This is a genomic window from Halopseudomonas sp. MFKK-1 (genome assembly GCF_027474385.1).
GTDB lineage: Bacteria > Pseudomonadota > Gammaproteobacteria > Pseudomonadales > Pseudomonadaceae > Halopseudomonas > Halopseudomonas aestusnigri.
In genome coordinates this window covers 3,279,651-3,302,222 of sequence record NZ_CP114836.1, presented here as the reverse complement: position 1 = coordinate 3,302,222, position 22,572 = coordinate 3,279,651, and the positions used below count along the sequence as shown (strand labels likewise).

The window sequence follows — 22,572 nt, the reverse complement described above, 5'->3', positions numbered from 1 at the left end:
TATGACAGTTCAGGTCGCCACTTGCAGTGCCGCTCAACTTTTCTCGGAGTGCTTGAATCCAGAGTCAACCTTAAGTGCTGGTGCCATCGTCACCAGCAGTGGTGAAACATTGGTGGGAAAGCTGACTATACCGGAATACCAGCGCCCCTATTGCTGGCAGGACATGCAACTGGATATCTTGCTAGAGGATATCGCGTTACATAAACGGCGAGACACCGAACTACCTTACTATCTAGGCAGCCTGATCCTGCATCAGGAAGGCGACCGGTTGAATATCATCGATGGCCAGCAGCGCATCACCACCCTAGCGCTGATTGGCTGCCTGCTTGATACTGCCCCGTCGAGCATTGGCGGCCTAGTCTATGAGCACCCCATCAGCCAGCAGCAGATCAAGCACAACCTCCAATGGCTCGGCGACCGTCTGGATCGTGTGAAAAGCCAGATCGACTTTAACAAGCTGCAATTCTCTCTGGTGATTACCCAGTCCGAAGACGATGCCTATCGCTTCTTTGAGACCCAGAACACTGGCGGCGTGCGGCTGGGTGGGCCGGATATCATCAAGGCGCATCATTTACGGGCCGTTGAGAAACTGCATCAACCGCAGTTTGCCCGGCAGTGGGAGGCCATGGGGCCGCTGGACAGTACCGTTGGCGCTCTGCTCAAGGGGCGATTTTGGAAAAGCATCGGCTCTCGGGAGCTACCCTCTCATAATCAAACCAAGTTAATGCGTGACTGTATCGTTGCCGAGCTGGCGAAGCAGGTCGGCATCGGCGGCGATGTCGCCTACGGACGTATTCGCCGTCAGGTCGGGCTTGCCGGGGAGGTGGTCCAGCACGCCGATCAGCAGGGCTACGAGGTGCGCCAGCCTTTGAATGAAGGCATCAACACCATACGTTATCTTGCCTACTTTCAAGGCTTGTATCAGCGTTACTGGCAGCGGCCTGACCTGCCGCATCTGCGCGAATATCAGCAGTTCATCGAGTGGCTAAAAGGCTTGTCTGGTTGCGGCTATCTCGAAAAACTCTACGAGGCCTGCCTTCTGCTTTATATCAGCCAGTTTGGTGAAAACCAGCTGGAGCGAGCGGCTAAGAAGCTGTTTCGTGTGGTGTATTCGAGACGAGTGAGTAATCAAAAGTCTGTGCGTGAGAACTCTGTTCCGGCCTTTGTTCGAGAGTATCCGATTCTGGACTGGATCGCCGCCAGCTATACCCCCGAGCAGTGCTTTGAATTCCTGGACAGCTTCAACCTCAGAGTGGATTCAAGCAATTTGGACAAGAACAGTGTGAAGCGGCGGTTTATGGACGCAGTTTGCAAGCAGTTTGGTTTGCAGTTGGATGCAGGGCAGTACGAAAGTGGCTTCGCTGCTGCATTACACCAGCAAATTGTGGGAGGGCGGAGATGAGGGCGCTTGCGGAGCATCATGTGCGCACCGAGGTGCTGACGCTGGCAGCGGTCCGCACTCGCGGTATGGCCTTCGTCATTCCCAGCTATCAGCGCCCGTATGTATGGCGTGATGAGGATGTACTCAAACTGTTTGACGATATCCGGGACGCCTTCATGACAAGGGAGCCTCAGTACTTTATCGGCAGTGTGTTGTCAGCTGTTCGTGATGAGGGAGAGCTGCTCACTTACGAGCTGATTGACGGTCAACAGCGCACGACTACTTTGATTTTGTTGTCACTGGCGTTCAAGGCTGCTGGTGTGACCACGCCTTTGGCGGAGGTTTCTATCCTTGGTAAAAAGCCTAGATTGACGTTCGAGATCCGTGACGCAGTGAGTAATCTCCTTGGGAGTTATGCGGGGTTGGATCGAATGACGCGTCCAGGGGCTGATGCCATCGAGAATGACGCCTACCTGACTCATCTGGATGCGAACCTGCGCGTGCTCAAACAGCAGGTAAAGAAGCTGCCTGAAAATGAGAGTTTCAGCCGAGAGGGGTTTGCCGACTATATCTACCGCAAGGTGAGCTGGGTAAACAATATCGTTCCTTCGAGCATGGACCTCAACCGCCTGTTTGCCAGCATGAATACTGCAGGTATTCAGCTGGAGCCGGTCGACCTGTTGAAGGCCAAACTTTTCCGTAAACTGACAAGTGACCTGCCGCTATACAGCGCAATCTGGCAGGCCTGTGAGCATACGGAGAACTATTTCGAACGTAATCTCCGACAGCTGTTCCCCAATGCCAACTGGAATGCCATTGAGTATTCAGCCCTCAAAAGCTATGAGAGTAGTGGCATTCAGCAGAAATCAGTTGATAGCGAAGGGCGCTCGGGAACATTGAGCGGTAAGACGCTTGCGTCGCTGTTAGAGGAGGTCAAAGCCGGTGATGCCTCAGCGAATGTTGAGCTGAAGGCCGACAAGGACGTCCAGGAGGGCATTGAAGACGAAACCGTCTACTGTCGCTCAATCGTTAGCTTCGAGCTGCTGTTGATTCACGCGTTGCGGGTTTTCTGCGCATTGAGGGGCTGGCCGGATATCAGCGCACGAATTAAGGCGTCCAACCTGATGGCCTGTTTTGAGTGTTTGCTCAACAAGGACGAGGTCGAAATCAAGTCTTTCATCCAGTTGCTTTGGCAGGTTCGATACCAGTTTGACACTTGGGTGGTGAAGTGGGTGGAGCATGATGACAGCGCCGACCCTCAGCTGCGACTCACCTACATGAGCCGTTCTCAATCCGGCGGAAAATACTACATCAACCGCAGTGCGCGAGAGTTGAGCGAGCTGGTTCAGTTGCAAGCGGTGCGAAACTTTACGGGTGACCGTTCCGCGCATTACTGGCTGACCGCTTTTCTCGCACGGTTGGTGTTGGATCCAGATATGGGGTATGAGCAAGCGTTGTCGGCCTTGGAAAAGATCGACAATCAGCTTTCGCTTGCAACAGAAACCCAAAAAGAGGCCAGTTTCAAAATCGCCGTTGGGGATGCGCCGGCTACTGATAGCTGGGCATCTGTTTCACGGTATCTGGCCAGCGCGAAGGGGACTGGCTTCGAGCATTATTGGTTTCAGAAGCTGGAATACCTGCTCTGGAAAAACGGTGACAAGGATGATGAAAAGCTCAAGCGATACCGAGTCACATCAAAGAACTCTGTGGAGCACGTGCATCCTCAGCATGAGGAGTACAAAAAGTCCCTGTCCAAGGAGTCGCTGGATGCGATCGGCAACCTGGTGTTGCTGAGTCCGGGCGAAAACTCGTCATACAGCAACCAGACGGTTGGTAAAAAGCGCGAAGACTTTAGGGACAAACCCCGGTATGACGCATTGAAGTTGAAGGCGATATTTGAGATTTATGACCAGGCCGACAAGCGTTGGGGGGTAGACGAGATCGCCGAGCACCAAAGACGGATGATTGCATTACTGGAAAGCCACTACGGGCAAGGGGCGGTAAATGGTTAACCAAACCAATTAGCTGGCTTTGGAATAGCTATTGAGTAGGCGCTCACGGGGGGCACTGAGGTCTAACAGCAGGCCGGTTAATTGAAGGAATGGCTGGCAGGTGTCTACGAAACTCGGGGCGACTCAGTTCTTGATGGGCTTTATATCGACTGATAAAGTCTCGCGCCCAAGTCGTAGCGTGCGGGCCACCGGCGAAAAAGCGCTTTAGCGTCATACCCAGGGACTAGGGCCAGTTACTCAAGACTTTAGCTCTCTTGCAACCTGTGAGTGCTGTTAATGAAGAACACTGCTAGGCCAGTGATTGGCATTGTCGGTTTTGGTACCGTGGGTAAGGCACTGCAAGCCGCATTTGACTCTCGCTGCGATGTCAGAATCAGTGACCCGCGCTTAGGGTCTCAAGCGTCGACCTTGGAGGCCTTGGTCTCGAGCTGTCGAATTATCTTTTTGGCGGTACCTACTCCCGCAAAAGTAGATGGAAATGCTGATCTGACAGCTTTCTACGATGTAATAGCTGGTCTCCAGCAGGCATCGGGCGAGAGCTCTGACTGTTACCCCGTCATTTGCGTGAAGTCGGCAGTTCCTCCTGATGCAGTGGCACAAACGCTCGCCCAATTCCCTGCATTGCGGCTCGTAGTCAGTCCTGAGTTTCTGCGTGAAGCCAGCCCAATTGAAGACATGCTCTCGATGCGTTCGCTGGTACTTGGCGGTAGTGAAAGAGACTGCCATGTTGTTGCTGAGCTTTTCCACGACCACAGTAATATCACTGGCGAGATGCGCACATCGATCCTCCCAGACGCCGTGAGTGCTGCGTTCTTGAAGTATCAAGAAAATGCTTTCTTGGCTATGAAGGTTAGCTTCATGAACGAGATGTTCGATGTTTTCCAGCGCAGTGGTAGCCAGTGCAGTTGGGATGAGCTTCAGCGTGCGTTTCATCAGGACCATGAGCGTATGGGATCGACTCACTGGCAAGTTCCAGGGCCAGATGGGCTTAGAGGATGGGGAGGGCGCTGCTTGCCTAAAGACGTTGCCGCCCTACAGACCTACGCAGAGCAACTGGACGTGGACACGCCTCTTCTACGGGCGGCCTGGACCCGCAATCGCCGAGACCGAACAGCAGAACAGGCTACCTCAAACGAGTACTTCCCCTTGCTTGATGGCGTGGTCGAAGCATGATGCTTTCCGGCGATTTCCTTCCGCTAATTGCACTGGTTGCGACTAAGCCGCGCTTTGAATACTTGCTTGGTAGATCTTTGCCCAGTATTTCCTCCCAGGCACGTAAGCCAGATGCGTTGGTTGTTGTTTCCGATGAGAGACCACTAACGGAGAGTGAGCAAGATCAGCTGCGGGGGGGGGTTGAGGGAGTCCCTGTGCACTTTTTGAGTAACAAGGGTGCACATGGTGCTGCCGGCAGCTGGAACACGGGCATCGGGCTAATTCGGACCATTTGGCCGGATGCTTATGTCGCGATACTTGACGACGATGATACTTGGGATCCTAGCCACCTGCAGCTGTGCCGTAACTGTGCAATGACGAACGACATGCCGAGTGTAGTCGTCTCTGGTTTGCGACTGTTTAAAGAGGGTATAGAGGTTCCTACCGCACCACCGCTCGCATTAACCGCAGACGACTTTCTCGCAGGAAATCCGGGGTGGCAGGGCTCGAATACGTTCATTTCCCTCCGAACGTTGATCAACGCAGGGGGCTTCACAGAGGGGCTGGCAAGTTGTAACGATCGTGACCTAGCTGTACGAGTGCTGTCCGTACCGAACGTGTCTGTCGGGTTTACTGGCAAGCACACAGCTACTTGGTATCTTGGTACCGCGGCTGACCAGCTTTCCAGAAAGGGCGGGGCTGAGAAGCTTCGGGGACTCGCCATGTTTTATCAGCTTCATGGACGACGGATGACACCTGCAATAAGGAAGCAGTTCTTTGAGCGCGCAAACGCCTATTTCGGATTCGACGAAAGCCAAATCACTGGTGCCTACACCGGCGGCTAGCAACTACCAACGTACAGCTCCAAAGCAACTCTCAGTAGGACTATCGCCACGGAACATATCGTGTTCTAAGGCTGGATCTCAGGTGGCTCGTGATGCTCAAGTCATCATCGCGATTGCGTTGCACAATCAGCGCGATCAGTTGCCCGCCGCACTGGAGTCAGCCATGCGGCAAACGCTTTTTCAATCAGGTGAGGCGTGTATTGTTATCCTTGATGATCAGTCGACAGATGATTGGAAGGAGACGTGCAGGTTCACGCTAGATCACCCAGGCGTTGTCGTTTTACATGGCAATTGTGGTACTGCAGCCAGGGCAAGAAATGCCCTGCTGGACTATGTTGATGATCACTTTTCCCGCGCCGAGTGGGTTGCCCGTCTGGACGCCGATGATGTGCTGGCTGCTGAGGATTCGTTAGCAACCTTAGTTGCAGAAGGCAAAGCCAGTGGTGCTCAGTATGTAATCGGCAGCAACTACCTTCGTATGGGCCAACGTACTCTCTCAAGGGTTAACGTTGCGGACAAAGCGGTGCTGTTCAATCGCAATCGATTACTCGCGTTCATACAGGCATTTTGCCTTGGTGATCAGGAGCAAGAGCTTCCTTCGTGCAACCTGATCTTGCGAACCCAATCGAGCATTCGCTATCCGGATATTCGTAGTGCAGAAGACCATTGGTTGGTGGCATCGCTGCTTGTTTTTAAGCCGCAGAAGGGTGCCGTTGTCGGCGAGTCTATCTATTGCTGCTACTCGCTCTCGGGGCAGGTAACGAGCGAGAATCGGATCAAGCAGGAATGGTCCCGCCAGCGTATCCAACTAGCGCATGCAGTGCAGCAGTGGGTCGCGCTACTGGACGAAGGAGTGCCTGTTCTGGGGTTCGGTTTAGAGGGCGTTGTAACTCTAGAAAACAGCCAGGTAGTCAAACGCTTTTACCCATGGAGCATGACCTGGCCTGAAGCTACCAAGCTGGCCGGACGTTTGCGCCGCGCTCCATCTACCATTGCACGTCATCTCACGTGGGAGGGTTCTGGTGGTGGAGGCGTCCGATGCCGATATGATTGGAAAGACTATCGAGAGCTGACCGACGTCCTGTCAGAAGACCAGGTGTTTGCGTTTCTTGCTGACTGCTTCAATGCTGGACTGGTTGTGTCGAACGTCAGCCGGGCCAACCTGCGTTTGACCCATGACGGTCGTTTGGTAAACATAGATATCGGTAAGGATATAATGCCGTTCTCTGTTCCGCGATTTGTTGACTCGGCTGCCAGGCTTTACGCGATAGGTGTGCTGGGTTACCGCGATCAGGAGCTGGTGAGGCGAGAGTCAACCATTCCTCAGCATCAGAGCCTTAAAGGACTGCCTGGATTTGAAAGCTTCTTTGGGCGTCTGGTATGTGCGCTTCACGACGTTGAATCGCCTCAGGATGAGCCTGAAGCCTACTATCTCGATAGCGAGACCACGCTGCTCATCAAAGCCTGTGCACAAGATGCAGATGTGCTGCGCTCTCAAGTCGAGCACATCGTGAGTCAGCTCAGTTATCCATCGAGATTCAAACGAGTCTGTCTGGCGGTTGACACCTTTGAAGGCCCCTTTCTGCGGGAATATTGCCGCGGAAGCTTAAAGGATGTTTTGGCGATCGCGGAGCATCTGAAAACTGAGGGAGTGATTGATACGGTTCTTATCTCGCCGAGCACTGAGAGCAGTATCCGAGATGTCTACTCACGCTGGTTCGCAAACGAAACTGTTCTAGATACTCATACGTGCGGCCGCGCGCCGCTGTATCCGCAGCTCTGGGCATTTGAGCAAGTCGATACGCGATTCGTGTTGCAATGTGACAGTGATGTGCTGGTTGGTAGATGTGACGCAAGGCATGACTATTTGGCGGAGATGAAGCATGCCTGTAGTGACCCCCGCGTGCTTTCAGTTGGCTTCAACATCCCTCAGGGTACGTCTGGCTTTAACCCTTACAGCTCACCCGCTGGTGGTCACGTTCCAGAGGTGCGCTTCTGCCTCCTAGATCTGAAGAAACTGTTCAAACAACTGCCGATATCCAATCCCTGCGCGGCCGGCAAATTTGAGCTGACCTGGCACAGGGCATTAGAGCGACATCAGCCTAAAGCTGAATTAGTCAGCTTAAGAGGCGGTGATAGTCGATCTTTTTATATCCATCCACGGAACGAGGATAAGGCCTGTATCAACTTGCCTGTGCTGCGAGACCTCATAGGGCAAGGGCTGGTGCCCGACGGCCAAAAGAACCATTTCGACCTGGTGCGCGACGCGCATTGGGGCTATCCGGTACGTGCTGAGAGTGTCGTTTTTCTGCTGAAGGGCAGGAATACTCCGGTAGAAAAATTGACGCGATGTTTGGATTCTCTGCGAAAGCAGCGCTCTCAAGCTTTCGGCATCATCCTGATTGAGGATGGAGGAAGCGTAGCTTGGCAGGCTAGGATTCCCTCGCTACTGCGCAATCTGCTTGCGAGGACTACCCTTATTCGGCGAGAGCAGCGCCAAGGCTACATGCCGAATTTTATTGAAGCTATTGAACGTATTTGCACTAACCCTGAGTCACTGATTGTTGTCCTTGATCAGGATGATGCGCTGATGTCGTCGAGAGTTGTTGAGCGGCTTCATGAAGAAGTCGCAGCTGGTGCAGATTTGATCAACGGAACGATGTTCCGGCCATCCAAACCTGCGCAGCTCTGCACACCGGTTTACGATAGTGCGCGCCGGCATGGTGGCGGGAACGTTTGGGCGCATATGCGTGCATTCAGAAAGTCGTTGTTCGATAGGGTGCCCAAAAGCTACTTTCGGGATCGGGACGGAGAATGGATCGACATGGTTTCGGACTACGCGACCATGCTGCCAATGAGCGAGTTGGCGGAGCGGCCGGTTCACATCGACGATATCTATTGCTACTACCACGATCGAGAGGACTACTCTTCTTCACGCAAAGAAGAGGCGTTCAAGGTCTTATCAGATGTTTTTGCAATGCCTTCGTTGCAGGGTGAGCCATAAACCTCCTTCAGCAAACTACCAATTGGCTAGGTACTGCTGGCTCCATATCAGGCGCTTGAGTATCAAGTCGATGGCAGTCGAGGCCTCATTGTCATATAGCCACCATTGCTTGGTATGTTGCGTGTTTCTGGGCAGAAAAAAACTGACTTCCAAGTCCTCAAGAGTGGCTGGGGTTAGCGAGGCTAGCCACGAGTTGTTAGAGGCACCAGCGAGCAATTGAAGCTCTCGACGAAGGGATTCACAAGGCTGCTGTTCGTTGAATATGTCGAGAAGCCTTTGCAGCGGGTTAGCTTGTTCTGTTCCGCCATCCGGGCCTGGGTAATGAAGACCAGGCCATGTGATTCGAGCAGGAGAGTGGGTGCCGATCTCCATGGCTAATCTTCGTTCACCTAGCCAGTTATGAAACACACATGCCAAAGGCTTTCTTCTGTCCATGTCGGAATGGCGCGCAAGCGACGGTAGTAGGGGCGCGCGATCTACACATACAGAATTTGCGATCTCAGAAAAGCATTGAATCGCGGTTAGGCCAGAGGACGGCAGGCAACCAAGACGCCGGGTTAGGTCCACGCTGATGCTGCTCAGTCTTTGCTGTAGTTGAAACAGCGCGCTGTTGCTCAGGCAGCGCGCGCTCACTACGAACGGCCCGTTATCAGCCTGCTCAGCGACGCGAGCGTTTCGGATGAATACCTGGTTACCCTTGGGTTCAGTTAGCGTTGGTAGGTTGAATGTCACGTCGAGAGTGGGGGGGCTCCCACTGCCTTTTTCGCCGGGGCCATTGCCGGTGATTCGCACAAGAGGAAAAGGGGAGGAGTCAAATGTATCGATCATCTTGCTGCTTCATCACGTGAGTGGAAGCACTTTACCTTCGCAGGCGCAGAAGGTGTAGCTGGCCTAAACTACTCGCGCACGTTGACCGGTAGTTTGGCCCTCATGTTGTTGGCGTATCCCACAGGTAGACGTGAGCGGCAACGCTGCCACGTCTGTCTCGGAGCTGAGCGACGGATTTTCTGAGGCTTGACTGATCCTGTGATTTTCCGGAATGTATGTCCTTGTTTTACGGGGATTAGACCGGTCAGACTGACTCTGTATCAGTAGTGCGTGCGAAATTAGTTTGAGTGGAAATGACTTCCCCGATGCTTACAAAACTGTAAACGCTTGAGATTTGTTTTGAAGTTATGCTGTCTGATAATTTCTTTGAAGCAATGGCGCTGATTTTTTTCGTTCTGTTTTTTGCGGTGTGGTTGATCCGTGAGTCGAACTCCGCAAGTTATGGTTCTTATCAGCAGCCACAGGAGCCATTCAAGCCTGACTTAAGCGCTTCCGAGCGACCGGAACACTCACAACCCCGTCCACGCTCAAGGCGGCATTACTCTGTTGCGCCAGACACCAATGCCGAGCGAGAGAGCTACCAGCGAGATTTACACTCCCGTATTCGGCATACGCCTCCTCCCGTAGTACGGAGTGCCGTGTCGCGCTTTAGTAAAAGCAGCCGAAGAAAACCTGGGAATGACAGGTACGGACTTGAGCAGTCTCCTTTGAAGGTCTTTGGGTATAGGGTAGGAAAAACCGGCTTACCTCGTGATGAGCGTCGTCAGGTGCTGGAGTTCGCTGTGTTTGGTGTGATCCCGGACGCGTTCCCCCAATCCTACCGGAGTGCCTGGGGCGAGCCTGGGACGCCACAGCGCTACGAGGCTATTCTTGGGCATTTGCGAATGCTGCAAAGTACTCGTCGGGGGCAGTATCAGTATCGGCATGCTCTTGCAGACTGGTACGAGGATTACCGCTGGTTGGTTGAGTCCTATGGGGACTTAATGCAGGGATACCGTAAGTACTTAATTTGACTCATGCGCTGCAATTTGTAGTACTTGAATGCCCCCTCGAAGATAGGCACTGCTTCTCCTGCACCTTGAGAGTTCGGCAATACAGGGCAAGTACTCACCTGACACCGGCTCAGTTTCGGGGCTGAGCCCGGTGTTGTTCGTTTGAATGCCAGTATGCTCTTAGCTATGTTTCGGCAGGCAAACTCAAAATCAACTGCAGCTCCTTACCAAGCATCTCCCAAGCCTGCCGCTTTTCCTCAGCATAATCGTGCAGCAAGTAATGCCGTCTGACCTTGGACCCGCCCAGCAGGTGGTTCTGGCAGCGGTCGATGATGTCGAGGGGGACTCCCAGCGCTTGCATCATGGTTGCGCCGGTTCTGCGCATGTCGTGTGGCGTCCACTCGCCGTTCGCGCCTTTCGCCAGCACTAGGCTGTCGTCATGATGTCTCCCAGCTAGAGGCTTGCTGCGGCCTTTGAACACGCACTGACGGTCGCCAATCAGCTTGCTGACGGTTTTGGTGTTGACGTGGGCATCGCCGGAACGGTTTGGAAACACGAATGGTGTAGAGCCGGTTTCGTGCTGCAGGCGTTGGAACTGTTCCTTTGCAAAGTCCGAGAGGAAAATGTGGTGGTCCTGACGTTTACCGCGCTGGCCTTTGGTGTTCTCGGCTGGAATAAACCAGCGGCCGCTTTCAAGATCGACGTGCTTCCATTCGGCCTTGAGCAGTTCACCTATGCGACACAAGGTGCTCAGACAAATCCAGACGGCACATTGCACACGCTCGTTGACTGGTCGAATGCCGCTGTACTTGCTGCCGGCGGGCAGGGCGGTGTAGTCCTCTTCCAGCTTGATGAAGATGTTCCAGAGCTCGCGAATCTCATCAGGGGACAGCACGCGGTCGCGTTCTTCCTGGTAGTCATGATCGAGTAGTTTCTTCACGTCGATCAGGTCAGCTGGGTTGCCGTCAGCCATCAGCGGGCGCCAGGGTTTGCGTTTCTCGGCCCAGTGCAGCATCTGGCCTAAGTCGTTGTTGAGGATCACAACAGAGCGGTTGAGCCCGCGTGCTTTGACTTTGCGCAGGACGCTGAGTAGGTCCTTGTCTGTCAGGCTGCGGATCTGAGTCTTGCCGATGAAGGGGAGGACGTCTTTCTTGAATCTGCGCTGCAGTTCGGCATTGCCGTCCTGGCGAGCGACACCGTCAGCCAGCCAGGTATCGAACAGATCCTGAACGGTCTTGCTCTCACTCGCCTGGCGCTCGGCTTCAGCGATTGTGGCAGCAATGGCGGCTTGCGCTTCGATCTTGGCTGCCTTGCGGGCGGAGGTTGGGTCAACGCCTTTGCTGACTGTTGCGCGTACGTCATCACGTTCAGCACGAATTTGGGCTAGAGACTTCTTCGGCCAGCTACCCAGTCGGTGGTCACCTTTCTTGCCATCGAGCTTGAATTCGTAGCGGAAGAGTACGGTGATCCCGCGGACACCAGCACGTACTTTACCAACCAATCCGCCATCTTCCCGGAGAGTTTTTCCGTCGTCAGTCGTGGTGAGTGCTTCAAGCTGCTTGGCGGTGATTTTGGCCACTCTCTACCCCTTGTATAAAACGGTGGCTTAGAATTTTGCCCCACTTTTGCCCCACCGAATCGCTTGGCTGTCGGTGGATGGTGGTGGACGTCTGTGGATGCTAATCTAGCCTGTATGCCGCGTATTTACTAGGGTTTGTGCCGTCCGGTGACGTCTATGGAGATTCATGGAAATCCACTAAAAAATCGCATGGGGTGCAAGGGGTCGAGTGTTCGAATCACTCCGTCCCGACCAAACAATCGAAAGGCCAGATCAGACTGATCTGGCCTTTTTTTCGTCTGGCGCAAGGTCGGTGCAATTCGCAGCTACTGATCTCGGCAATATCCGGGCCTGGAACCTAGTCAACTCCCACCACTTCCTCGTGAGCCCGCTGATCCCTCGGGATCATCCCTTCGCTGGCATGGTCAGCGATCTTCTATCCATCCTGAGGATGACCGTCGAGTGACCTGTTATGCCGACTGATTCGGATTGGCAGTTAACAATGCAGTCAGATGGCGCTGCCAAAACTCACATGACGGCGCAGGGCACGTCGTATTCCCTTGCTGCAGTGTTAGGTCTGTGCACCAGCAGACTCGGTCAGAACAGGCAGTAAACACTGCAGGCTGCAAAGGCGTGCGTTTCTGCAGCGTGCCGCTCAAGCTATGGCATTTGTTTATGGGCGGGTATTCAAACCGGCTGTTTGGCTCGATCCTGACTGGTCGTTTCGCTATTACCCTGTAACGTAATGCGCACGGATGACGCATGCGAGCCTGAGCCTGGTAATCGCCTGAGGTGAATAAGTCCGGCGACAAAACTCAACAATTCTGTCCGCCACTGTATCCCGCTATGCCGATATAGTGGGTCGGCTCGTCCGGTTGCGGGGCAGGGTTTTTATGCTGTTCTTCAGGCCAGACCGTGCTTGCAGTAGGTAATACCAGTGTGGGATTACAGTCCGCATCGACCAATAACAATATACCTGGAAGGCTTATGTCCATGAGACCCACCACTGCCGCAGAGGGCGCAGCCCAAGGCCAACTGGCCGGCTACGGCTCCAAGGCTTATCGCAATTATGTGCTCCTTGCGCTGACATTTATCTACATCCTGAATTTCGTTGACCGCGCCCTGCTGGCCGTCGTCGGCCCTGACCTGGTGCCGGACCTGGGGATTACAGACACCCAGTTCGGGCTTCTCACCGGCTTCGGTTTTGCCTTGCTCTATACCGCCGTTGGCATTCCGCTGGCACGCTTTGCAGATGTCGCCAATCGTGTCTGGATCATGACGGTCTGTGTGGCCCTGTGGTCGCTGATGACCGCGCTTTGCGGTCTGGCGACGGAAGTCACTATTGGCTCGGTGACCATCGGCGCGTTCTGGATTCTGCTGATGTGCCGCGTTGGTGTGGGTATTGGCGAGGCGGGCTGCACACCGCCGGCCAACTCGCTGATCGCGGACTATTTCATCCCTCGAGAGCGCTCACAGGCATTGGGTTTCTACGCCATGGGCGTAACGCTCGGCACCATGGTTGCCAACCTGGTTGGCGGCTGGGTGACCGATGTATTTGACTGGCGCACCGCCTTTTTCGTCGTCGGCTTGCCTGGCCTGCTGGTCGCCCTGGTTTTCAAACTCACGGTGAAGGAGCCTCCGCGAGGTTATACCGATCCGCCGGTCGCCGTGAAAAAAGAGCGGGCCAGCCTGGGTGAAGCGATCCATGAGCTGATGGGCAAGCCTGCTTTCTGGCTGATGACTGCCGGCGCTACCATCGCTGCGTTCTGCGGCTATGGTATCTCCTCGTTCCAGTCGATCTTTCTGGTCCGGACCTACGAGATCACTGCCGGTCAGGCTGCGATCTGGATCAACACACCGGTTGCCCTGTCAGCCGCCATTGGTACCTTTGCTACCGGGTGGCTGGCGACCAGAATTTACAAGAAGCACCCGGGCGCCATCGCTTGGGTGCCGGCGGCGGGCCTGTTGCTGTCGGTTCCCTTTTATATCTTCGCCTTCACCACGGACAACCTGTTCTACGCGGCAATCGGTTTGATCATCGGTGGCTTCGTCAAGTATGGCTACCTGGCCGCCCAGTACACCATCGGCCAGGGCGTGGTAAGCATGCGGGTACGCGCTATGGCCACGGCGGTGATGCTGCTGCTGGTCAACCTGATTGGCTACGGCTTCGGCCCGCTGTTCATTGGCGCAATCTCGGACATCTTCTTCAAGTCCGGTATCGCCGATCTTGGTGTGGCGGCTGGCGAACTGGCACGGAACCAGTGTCATCCCGCAGTGGTTGGTCAACTGAACCAGAACCTGCAGGACGTATGCGGGCAGGTCTATGCGCAAAGTCTGCAAACCTCCATGGTCATAATGGCCTGCCTCTACGCTGCCAGCGCTCTATGCTTCCTGCTGACCTGGACCCGCCTGGGCAAGGACATGGTGGACAGAGAGGTAAAAAATCCGGTCACCGTATAAGTGACTGCTCGGGAGGGCGCATTGCGCCCTCTCTTTTTGCCCGAAGTAACTACCGGTGTCATTGAATGGCGTGATCCGGTTGACTTTATGCTCTCCTGAGAAATCAGGTCCGACACCCGGTCGTTGCCCATCGAAGGGTTTTGGGAGCAGGCAGAGCGAACCATACTGGACGCGGTTCTGCACTGCTCTGGAACAGGGTTTGGGTTAGCCGAGAGCCTGATACCTGAAGTTGCCGGCTGGCACAAATACCCAAACGGACGATGCGGCTCTTCGGTCTGGCATTGAATCTCGAACATCAGAATCTCATCTGTTCGCGAGCGATGCATGAAAGCCATTTCCCTTTTGACCCGACGCGCCGATCTGTCGCGCGATGCGTTTCGGCGCTATTACGAAGAAATTCACAGCCCTTTGGCTATCGCCCATTTTCCTTACCGGCAGTACACCCGCAATCACCTGGTCGACGAGGTCGGCGGGCTTGATTTTGATTGCATCAGCGAGTTTCAGATGCAACGCGGATTTGATATCAGACAGGCCATGCAGTCGCGCTCGCGCGCGCTGATGCGTGACGATGAGCGCAAGTTTATGCGGCCAGAGCGGATACGCGTCGCCATGTCTGAAGAGTCTGTGATGGTTGAGGGCGCAAAGACTGACGACGCGCTGTCACAGCTGAGATATGCGTTGCTGTTTTCCCGCGCCGGCCGTTCGCAGACAGAGTTTCGGCGCGAAGTCGAGGCCTGGGCGCGTTCCCTCAGCCGTGATATTCGAGGGCTGCGCAGGATGAGCCTGGATCTGCTCAGTCCGGTGGTTGGCAGCGACTTTCCTTTCGATGCGTTGCTTTGGCTGCAACTTGATCAGCACCCCGAGAGACCACCGGGTCTGACTGGTCCCGCGCCAGGCTTGCTGGCTGCGGTTCAGGTTCATACTCATTCAAGTTCTGCCCAGCAGTTGAAGCAGGGCTTTGTGGCGTTTCTTCCATGACAAGTACAAAAACAGGAGTGAATCATGACATCCATATCACGTCGTCGTTTCATGGCGGGAACCGGTATTGGGCTGAGTGGGCTGGCGTTGCCGCTGGGCTTTTCGACCGTTGCCCATGGCTCTGAGAATATGCGTTTTGACGAGTATCGCAAGCAGGACGCAACCGCGCTGGCTGGCCTGCTTGCTGGCGGCGAGGTCAGCGCAGCCGAGTTGCTTGAGCTGGCTATTGCTAGGACCGAGCAGGTCAACCCGACGCTCAACGCGGTCGTACTGAAACACTACGATCTGGCCCGAGAACAGCTCAAGGCCGGTCGGCCGGACGGGCCTTTCGGAGGTGTACCGTTTTTGCTCAAGGACCTGGGCGTGAGCATGGCGGGCACCGTTACTACCCAGGGTTCACGAATGTTTCGCGATGCCGTCGCGCAGCAGGATGACCCTTACATGCGCAAGGTACGTGAAGCGGGTCTGGTAGTGTTCGGCAAGACGCATAGCCCCGAGTTTGGAAATTGTCCCAGTACTGAGAGCACGTTGTGGGGGAAGACGCATAACCCATGGCAGCTGAATCGCAGTGCCGGCGGCTCGTCAGGAGGTGCGGCTGCTGCGGTGGCAGCAGGGATTGTTCCGGTTGCCCACGCAAGCGATGGTGGCGGTTCGATCCGAATGCCTGCTTCTGCATGTGGCCTTTTTGGGCTCAAGCCAAGCCGCGGGCTGGTACCCATCGGCAGTGGTGATACTGACGTGCGCGGTGGGCTGTCGGCACAACACGTAATCAGCCGCAGTGTTCGGGACAGCGCCGCGATGCTGGACTGCCTGGCGTGGCGCAAGCCGGGCAGAGCGCTGGCAAAGCAGGACAGCCAGGGACGCTATCTGGAACAGCTTGGCCGCAAGCCGGGACAGCTGCGCATCGCCTTGCTTGCTGCACCGCTGCAGGGCGGAGAACTGGAGCCAGAGTGCCGAAAGGCGGCTGAGCAGGCCGCTGCGTTGTGCGCCGAGCTTGGGCATGTGGTCGAGGAGATAACCCCGGAGCTGGATCTGGAGGCCGCGGGACGTGCATCCGGCTTGGTAAGTATGGTCAGCCTGGCACAGAGCGTGGCGCTGCGCGAGCATCAGCTGGGGCGGATTGCAACAGAGGCTGATCTGGAGCCGGTGGACTGGCAGATGCTGGGCTGGGGCAGGCAGGTCTCGGCCGTTGATTACAATAACGGCGTGCTTGCCTTGCGCCGTGCCGGCCATGATATGGAAGCGTTCTTGCAACAGTACGACCTGATTCTGAGCCCGACAATGCCGCATCTTCCACCGCCACTTGGCACCATCACCATGGACTTGCCGGTTCAGGAGTTTGGGGCGTTGGCTGGCCGGATGTCTTCGCTCACCTCCGTATACAACATTACCGGTCAGCCGGCGATGTCGGTGCCCCTGTACTGGAGTGAGGATGGGTTGCCGGTGGGGGTGATGTTTGCCGGACGCTTTGGTGAGGAGCGCACGTTACTGCGGTTGGCCAGCCAGCTTGAGCAGGCCCGTCCGTGGTTCAGCAGGGTGCCCGAGATTGTGTAGTCCCACCGGACGATGCCCTCCGTTGCGCTGCTAAGCACAGTGACGGCAGGGCCCAACAATCACAATCAGGAGAACCACTATGCCCATTACCGCCGTTACCGGCTCCGCCTCGGGTATTGGCGCTGCGCTCTGTGCGCAGCTGCGCGAGGCTGGCCACAGTGTCATCGGTATCGACCGTGCCAACGCCGACATCAATGCAGACCTGTCCACTGATGAAGGTCGTCAGCAAGCGGTCTCGCAAGTACGTGATCGTTGTGGCGACCGCCTGGACCATCTGGTGCTCTGTGCCGGCCTGGGGGTAACTGCCCCCAATACCGGGCTGATCCTTGCGGTTAACTATTTTGCGGTCAAAGCATTGCTCGATGGCCTGGCACCGGCTCTGAGCAAGGGCACTGAGCCATCGGCGGTGGTGGTCGGTTCAGTGGCTGCGGTGCAGCCGGGTGTCGATCAGCATCCGATCATTCAGACCCTGCTCAAGGGCGATGAAGCTGAAGCGCTGGCGGCAATTGCCGATCAGGATCCGAGTCTGGCCTATGCCGGCTCCAAGCTGGCGGTCAGCCTGCTGGTGCGCAGCAAGGTTCACGAGTGGGCCAAACTGGGCGTACGGCTCAATGTGGTGGCACCGGGCGTAGTTGAAACGCCTTTGTACAAGGCGTCCACAGAGGATGCACGTTATGGCGAGGCGACGCGCAACTTTGTCGCACCGCTGGGACGTGGAAGCCAGCCCGCGGAATTGGCGAACGTCATCCGTTTTCTGCTGTCTTCGCAGGCCGGCTTTATGCACGGCACGGTGGTATTTGCTGATGGCGGCATGGACGCGATGATACGTCCCAACCGGTTCTGATCGTAGTTTGCGCCGCAGCAAAAGGCCCCGTTCGGGGCCTTTTGTGTTTTATTGCCGGAAGTGTGGCTGGCGTAGCAGCCGCAACAGCAGCAACAGTGCGACAAACAGGCTGATATTGGCCAGCAGCATCGCCTGGCGCAGGGACTCGTCTCCACTGAACGGCGCCAGCATATCGCTCAAGGCGCCAATGAACAGCGGACCGAGGCCGACGCCCGCTACCGTTGTACAGATGGTCTGCAGGGCAACGGCTGTAGCGCGTTCCCAGCTGTCGACCAGTTGGGTCAGCAGATTGAATAGCGGAGCTACCCACCAGACGGTAAAAAAGCCCATCAGCGCGCACCAGAACATGGTCGTTGGTACCGGCATGCTGCCGATATGGAAGGCGGTCTGTACCGGCCACATCAGATAGCTGAGCATAAATGCCAGCGCGATACTCTGGCCGATCAGCGGCACCCAGACCAGCCAGCGTCGGTCGACAACGACCAGACGGTCGGTCAGCCAGCCGCTGAACAGGCCGCCGACAGTCGCAGTGCCGCCGACTACTACGCCAGCGAGAATGCCTGCGTGTTGCAATGACAGCCCGTGGGAGCGAATCAGAAAGCTGGTATTCCACATGGCGAAGGCAAAGCCACTGAAGCTGAACAGCGTGCAGATCAGCACCGTCAGCCGATACGGGCGGTTGCTGAACAAATGCGCCGCGGCCTGACGCAGGTTGTGGCGGGGCGCGTGAACGGTACTGCCGTTGGCATCCCAGTAGCCGCGCCGAGGCTCACGCACCAGCAGGCCCAGCACTACCGAAACCAGCAACACCGGGCTGGCGACCAGATAGAAACCACTGCGCCAGCCCCAGGTATCGATGACCCAGGCGCCGACACCAAGACCAAGCATGGCCGAAACCGTGGGCGCACCGGTGAAAAAGCTGATCGCCAGCGAGCGTTGCTGCACCGGGTACAGGTCGGCAATCAGCGATAGCGAGGCGGGGGTAACCGGTGCCTCGAAAACGGCAACCAGCATGCGTGCTGCCACCAGTAGCCAGAAGCTGGTGGCCAGCCCGCAGAGCAGGGTGGACACTCCCCAGAGCAGGCCGGCGAACGCCAGCAGGCGCACCCGGCTGCCTCGATCAGCCAGGCGGCCGGCGGGCAGGCCCATCAATGCATAAACTGCGGCGAATGCCAGCCCGGAGATCAGTCCCATTGCGGTGTCCGAAGCGCCGAACTCCTGTTTGATCGGCTCGATCATTATCGACATGATCTGGCGGCCAATGAAGAAGCCGGCGTAGGCAAAAACCAGCACCGACAGCAGCCCGTGGGCGCGCCAGCCCAGGCCGCGGGTAACAGCAGCGTTGCTCATCCTGCACACTCCTGAAAGCACAACGGCTCCCTGACGGAGCCGTTGTATCTACCGCATTAAGGGTCAGGCCTGACGCTGTTTCAGCAGTGTCAGTGCGGTGTCCTCGATCATGTCTTCCTGGCCGCCGACCATACCGCGACGGCCCATCTCGACCAGAATCTCGCGGGCAGACACGCCGTATTTCTTCTCGGCGCGCTTGGCGAACAGCAGGAATGAACCGTACACGCCGGCATAGCCCATGGTCAGGGCGTCACGGTCACTGCGAATCGGGAAGTCCATAATCGGAACAACGCGATCCTCAGCGACATCCTGAATGCCGAACACGTCCACGCCGGTTTCGATACCCATGCGGTCGCAGACCGCAATCAGGACTTCCATCGGCGTGTTGCCTGCGCCTGCACCGAGTCCGGCGCAGGCTGCGTCGATGCGGGTGGCGCCGGCGCCAATTGCAGCGATGGAGTTGGAAACGCCCATCGACAGGTTGTGGTGACCGTGGAAGCCGATCTCGGTTTCAGGCTTGAGGGCTGCGCGCAGTGCGGCGACGCGGGCAGCGACGTCATCAGGCAGCAGGTAACCGGCAGAGTCGGTGATGTAGACGCAGTTGGCCCCGTAGCTTTCCATCAGCAGGCCCTGCTGGGTCAGCCCTTCAGGACTGTTCATGTGCGCCATCATCAGGAAGCCGACGGTATCCATGCCCAGCTCGCGCGCCTTGGTGATGTGCTGTTCGGAGACGTCGGCCTCGGTGCAGTGGGTTGCAACGCGGATGGTGTTGACGCCCAGGTCCTTGGCCATGCGCAGATGGTCAACGGTGCCGATGCCCGGCAGCAGCAGGGCGGACACCTTGGCGCGCTTGAGCAGCGGAATAACTGCAGACAGATACTCTTCATCGCTATGGGCCGGGAATCCGTAGTTGACGGAGCTGCCGCCCAGACCGTCACCGTGTGTGACCTCAATCAGCGGAATGCCAGCTTCGTCCAGGCCAACGGCGATGGACTTCATTTCATCCAGACTGATCTGGTGGCGTTTGGGGTGCATGCCGTCACGCAGGCACATGTCGTGAACGGTAATCTTCTTGCCGCGAAGGTCCATGGCGTGCCTCCTTAAAGGGCGGTTTGCTTGAGCAGATTTTCGGCGAACATTTCGGCGGTGCGGGCTGCCGCAGCGGTCATGATGTCCAGATTGCCGGCATACTTGGGCAGGAAGTCACCCAGACCTTCAACTTCCATGAAGATCGAGACCCGATTGCCGTCGAATACCGGGCCGTTGACCAGCTTGTAGCCGGGAACATACTTCTGCACTTCACCGATCATCTGCTCGATCGAGGCGGTGATGGCGGCCTTGTCCGGCTCGCCTTCAACCAGACAGTGCACCGTGTCACGCATGATCAGTGGTGGCTCGGCCGGGTTGATGATGATGATTGCCTTGCCCTTGCGCGCGCCGCCGACCTTTTCGATCGCGCTGGCGGTGGTGCGGGTAAACTCGTCGATGTTTTTGCGGGTGCCGGGACCGACTGATTTGGACGCGGCAGTGGCGATGATTTCCGCGTACTCAACCGGCTGCACGCGAGATACCGCAGCGACCAGCGGAATGGTGGCCTGGCCGCCACAGGTAACCATGTTGACGTTGGTTGCACCGGCCTTGAGGTTTTCTGCCAGGTTGACCGGCGGGACGCAGTACGGGCCGATGGCGGCCGGAGTCAGGTCGATCATCAGCACGCCGCGCTCGGTGAGCTTGCGGCTGTTTTCGGCGTGGACATAGGCTGAGGTAGCGTCAAAGGCGATGCGGATATCATCACTCTCGACGTGCTCAAGCAGCCCGTCAACACCGTCGCAGGTTACCTTCAGGCCCATTTCTTCGGCCCGCTTGAGGCCTTCGGAGGTCGGGTCAATACCTACCATCCAGACCGGCTCCAGCCATTCACTGCGCTTGAGCTTGTACAGCAGGTCGGTGCCGATGTTGCCTGGTCCGATCAGGGCACAGCGGATTTTCTTGCTCATGAGATTCTCCCTGAGTGTCAGTCGGTAAAGCGCATGCTGGCACTGCCAAGCGCGCTGATATGCATCTGGATATGATCGCCGGCAGTGACCGGCACCAGCGGTGCCAGGGCGCCGGACAGAATGATTTCGCCACGGCGGAATGGAATGCCCAGTTCGCCAAGGGTGTTGGCCAGCCATGCGACAGCGGTGCAGGGATGGCCTTGTACCGCAGAACCGAGCCCGCGACCGGCCGCTTCGCCGTTCTTGCTCATGGTCAGCTCGGCGGCTGCCAGGTCCAGTGTGCGCGGATCGGTGCGCTGGTCACCGAGCACGAACACGCCGCAGGAGGCGTTGTCGGCGACAGTGTCCTGGATACGGATCTGCCAGTCGTGAATGCGAGAGTCGACGATCTCGAAACAGGGCGTGACTGAGTCGGTCGCGGCCAGCACGTCATCAGCGCTGATGCCGGGGCCGGTCAGGTCCTCTGCCAGAATGAAGGCGATTTCGCCTTCTGCACGCGGCTGAATCAGGTTGTACTCGCGCAGGCTGACAGTGGCGCCGTTGGCAACCTGCATGCGGTCGGTGAGAAACCCGAAGTCGGGTTGATGCACGTTCAGCATGTCCTGTACGGCCTTGCTGGTAACGCCAATCTTCTTGCCGATCAAACGCTCACCCATGGCCTCGCGGCGGCTTAGAAACTGCAGCGATATGCGATACGCATCGTCGATGCTGATCTCGGGGTGGCGGCTGGTCAGCGGCGTCAGGGTGCGGCGTTCGCGCAGTGCGCTGAACAGCTCATCACCCAGAGCGGTAATCAATTGCGGGTCCAATGCCATGTTCTGGTGTCCTTCAGGTCGGGAAAACGCTGGATTCGGCGCCGCCGTCGACTTCGATCACCTTGCCGGTAACCCACTTCGAGGCGGGGGTCGCCAGGTACAGGGCCGCGGCGGCGATATCCTGGGTGTCGCCAAGGCACTTGAGCGGCGTGTTGCGCTCCATCACCTCGCGAATTTCATCGGTCATCACACCAGCCAGCGCGTCAGTCATGATCGGGCCTGGTGCTATCGCGTTGATGCGCATGGTCGGAGCAAAATCCTGGGCCAGCATGAAGCCAAGCTGGGTCAGCGCGGCCTTGGCTGCGGCGTAGCGGCTGAATCCACGCTGGATGTAACGGGCAGCGCCGGAGGTAATGTTGATCACGTTGCCGGAGCCCGCTTCAAACATGTGTGGTGCGCACAGCTGAATGAAGTGGTAGGCAGTGGTGACGTTAAAATGCATGGACTGGTCAAACTCCTGCCAGCTGAGCTTGAGCGGATGATTCGGGCCGCCGCCACCGGCGTTGTTGACCAGGTGAGTCAATTTGCCGAAGGCATCGAGGGTTGCCGCGACCGCGGCTTCGCGCTGCCTGGCGTCGTTCACGTCACACTGCACAGCGACGGCCTTGCCGCCAGCAGCGCGGATTTCTGCCGCAACCGACTCTACGTCGCTCAGCGTGCGTGCCGCGCAGGCGACGCTGGCACCTGCCTCGGCATAGGCCAGCGCGATGGCACGACCAATACCTTTGCCGGCACCGGTTACCAGGGCGACCTTGCCCTGCAGGGTGAACTGCTCGATGAGAGCCATGAGAACTCCTTGATA

The 22,572-nt window shown here is 56.9% G+C and carries 15 protein-coding genes; 9 read left to right on the top strand and 6 right to left on the bottom strand.

The window, feature by feature from the left end:
• Window position 1: 1 nt before the first annotated feature.
• The 5 genes from O5O48_RS15255 (at window position 2) to O5O48_RS15235 (ending at window position 8,394) form a co-directional block, all read left to right on the top strand.
• Complete coding sequence (locus tag O5O48_RS15255) at window positions 2-1,402, top strand: DUF262 domain-containing protein (RefSeq protein WP_269687497.1); 1,401 nt, start codon at window positions 2-4, stop codon at window positions 1,400-1,402.
• Window positions 1,399-3,393 carry a DUF262 domain-containing protein gene (locus tag O5O48_RS15250; RefSeq protein WP_269687496.1) on the top strand — a complete coding sequence of 665 codons (1,995 nt, stop codon included), beginning with the start codon at window positions 1,399-1,401 and terminating at the stop codon, window positions 3,391-3,393. The genes O5O48_RS15255 and O5O48_RS15250 overlap by 4 nt, the downstream gene beginning before the upstream one ends.
• A 276-nt stretch (window positions 3,394-3,669) precedes the next feature.
• Entirely contained in the window at window positions 3,670-4,566 is an 897-nt protein-coding gene (locus tag O5O48_RS15245) for a hypothetical protein (RefSeq protein ID WP_269687495.1), read from the top strand.
• Window positions 4,563-5,390: a glycosyltransferase gene (locus tag O5O48_RS15240; RefSeq protein ID WP_269687494.1), complete on the top strand. Its 828-nt coding sequence runs from the start codon at window positions 4,563-4,565 to the stop codon at window positions 5,388-5,390. The genes O5O48_RS15245 and O5O48_RS15240 overlap by 4 nt, the downstream gene beginning before the upstream one ends.
• Before the next feature lie 82 nt (window positions 5,391-5,472).
• On the top strand, window positions 5,473-8,394 hold the full coding sequence (locus O5O48_RS15235) for a glycosyltransferase family 2 protein (RefSeq protein WP_269687493.1): 2,922 nt from the start codon (window positions 5,473-5,475) through the stop codon (window positions 8,392-8,394).
• 2,004 nt (window positions 8,395-10,398) lie between these two features.
• Here the strand turns inward: O5O48_RS15235 and O5O48_RS15230 are convergent.
• Window positions 10,399-11,793 carry a tyrosine-type recombinase/integrase gene (locus O5O48_RS15230; protein WP_269687492.1) on the bottom strand — a complete coding sequence of 465 codons (1,395 nt, stop codon included), beginning with the start codon at window positions 11,791-11,793 and terminating at the stop codon, window positions 10,399-10,401.
• 966 nt (window positions 11,794-12,759) lie between these two features.
• Between O5O48_RS15230 and O5O48_RS15225 the strand changes: the two genes are divergently transcribed.
• The 4 genes from O5O48_RS15225 (at window position 12,760) to O5O48_RS15210 (ending at window position 17,608) form a co-directional block, all read left to right on the top strand.
• Complete coding sequence (locus tag O5O48_RS15225; RefSeq protein WP_269687491.1) at window positions 12,760-14,232, top strand: spinster family MFS transporter; 1,473 nt, start codon at window positions 12,760-12,762, stop codon at window positions 14,230-14,232.
• Between the two features lie 324 nt (window positions 14,233-14,556).
• Window positions 14,557-15,210 carry an EthD domain-containing protein gene (locus O5O48_RS15220; protein WP_269687490.1) on the top strand — a complete coding sequence of 218 codons (654 nt, stop codon included), beginning with the start codon at window positions 14,557-14,559 and terminating at the stop codon, window positions 15,208-15,210.
• Between the two features lie 24 nt (window positions 15,211-15,234).
• Window positions 15,235-16,764 (top strand): amidase, encoded by a 1,530-nt coding sequence (locus tag O5O48_RS15215; RefSeq protein ID WP_269687489.1) that lies wholly within the window; start codon window positions 15,235-15,237, stop codon window positions 16,762-16,764.
• Between the two features lie 79 nt (window positions 16,765-16,843).
• Window positions 16,844-17,608, top strand: a complete 765-nt coding sequence (locus O5O48_RS15210; RefSeq protein ID WP_269687488.1) for an SDR family oxidoreductase — start codon at window positions 16,844-16,846, stop codon at window positions 17,606-17,608.
• 48 nt (window positions 17,609-17,656) lie between these two features.
• Here the strand turns inward: O5O48_RS15210 and O5O48_RS15205 are convergent, their stop codons facing one another.
• The 5 genes from O5O48_RS15205 to O5O48_RS15185 all read right to left on the bottom strand — a co-directional run bounded on the left by O5O48_RS15205 (window position 17,657) and on the right by O5O48_RS15185 (window position 22,557).
• Window positions 17,657-18,958 carry a spinster family MFS transporter gene (locus O5O48_RS15205; protein ID WP_269687487.1) on the bottom strand — a complete coding sequence of 434 codons (1,302 nt, stop codon included), beginning with the start codon at window positions 18,956-18,958 and terminating at the stop codon, window positions 17,657-17,659.
• Between the two features lie 63 nt (window positions 18,959-19,021).
• Window positions 19,022-20,047, bottom strand: coding sequence for a 4-hydroxy-2-oxovalerate aldolase (gene dmpG, locus O5O48_RS15200; RefSeq protein ID WP_269687486.1), 1,026 nt, complete (start codon window positions 20,045-20,047; stop codon window positions 19,022-19,024).
• 11 nt (window positions 20,048-20,058) lie between these two features.
• Window positions 20,059-20,955, bottom strand: a complete 897-nt coding sequence (locus tag O5O48_RS15195) for an acetaldehyde dehydrogenase (acetylating) (RefSeq protein WP_269687485.1) — start codon at window positions 20,953-20,955, stop codon at window positions 20,059-20,061.
• Between the two features lie 17 nt (window positions 20,956-20,972).
• Entirely contained in the window at window positions 20,973-21,764 is a 792-nt protein-coding gene (locus tag O5O48_RS15190) for a fumarylacetoacetate hydrolase family protein (protein WP_269688716.1), read from the bottom strand.
• A gap of 19 nt (window positions 21,765-21,783) precedes the next feature.
• Window positions 21,784-22,557, bottom strand: a complete 774-nt coding sequence (locus O5O48_RS15185) for a glucose 1-dehydrogenase (protein ID WP_269687484.1) — start codon at window positions 22,555-22,557, stop codon at window positions 21,784-21,786.
• Window positions 22,558-22,572 lie beyond the last annotated feature (15 nt).

Coding starts and splice junctions, on each gene's coding strand:
- O5O48_RS15255 (WP_269687497.1), top strand. CDS start 2: ATGACAGTTCAGGTCGCCACTTGCAGTGCCGCTCAACTTTTCTCGGAG.
- O5O48_RS15250 (WP_269687496.1), top strand. CDS start 1,399: ATGAGGGCGCTTGCGGAGCATCATGTGCGCACCGAGGTGCTGACGCTG.
- O5O48_RS15245 (WP_269687495.1), top strand. CDS start 3,670: ATGAAGAACACTGCTAGGCCAGTGATTGGCATTGTCGGTTTTGGTACC.
- O5O48_RS15240 (WP_269687494.1), top strand. CDS start 4,563: ATGATGCTTTCCGGCGATTTCCTTCCGCTAATTGCACTGGTTGCGACT.
- O5O48_RS15225 (WP_269687491.1), top strand. CDS start 12,760: ATGTCCATGAGACCCACCACTGCCGCAGAGGGCGCAGCCCAAGGCCAA.
- O5O48_RS15220 (WP_269687490.1), top strand. CDS start 14,557: ATGAAAGCCATTTCCCTTTTGACCCGACGCGCCGATCTGTCGCGCGAT.
- O5O48_RS15215 (WP_269687489.1), top strand. CDS start 15,235: ATGACATCCATATCACGTCGTCGTTTCATGGCGGGAACCGGTATTGGG.
- O5O48_RS15210 (WP_269687488.1), top strand. CDS start 16,844: ATGCCCATTACCGCCGTTACCGGCTCCGCCTCGGGTATTGGCGCTGCG.
- O5O48_RS15205 (WP_269687487.1), bottom strand. CDS start 18,958: ATGAGCAACGCTGCTGTTACCCGCGGCCTGGGCTGGCGCGCCCACGGG.
- dmpG (WP_269687486.1), bottom strand. CDS start 20,047: ATGGACCTTCGCGGCAAGAAGATTACCGTTCACGACATGTGCCTGCGT.
- O5O48_RS15195 (WP_269687485.1), bottom strand. CDS start 20,955: ATGAGCAAGAAAATCCGCTGTGCCCTGATCGGACCAGGCAACATCGGC.
- O5O48_RS15185 (WP_269687484.1), bottom strand. CDS start 22,557: ATGGCTCTCATCGAGCAGTTCACCCTGCAGGGCAAGGTCGCCCTGGTA.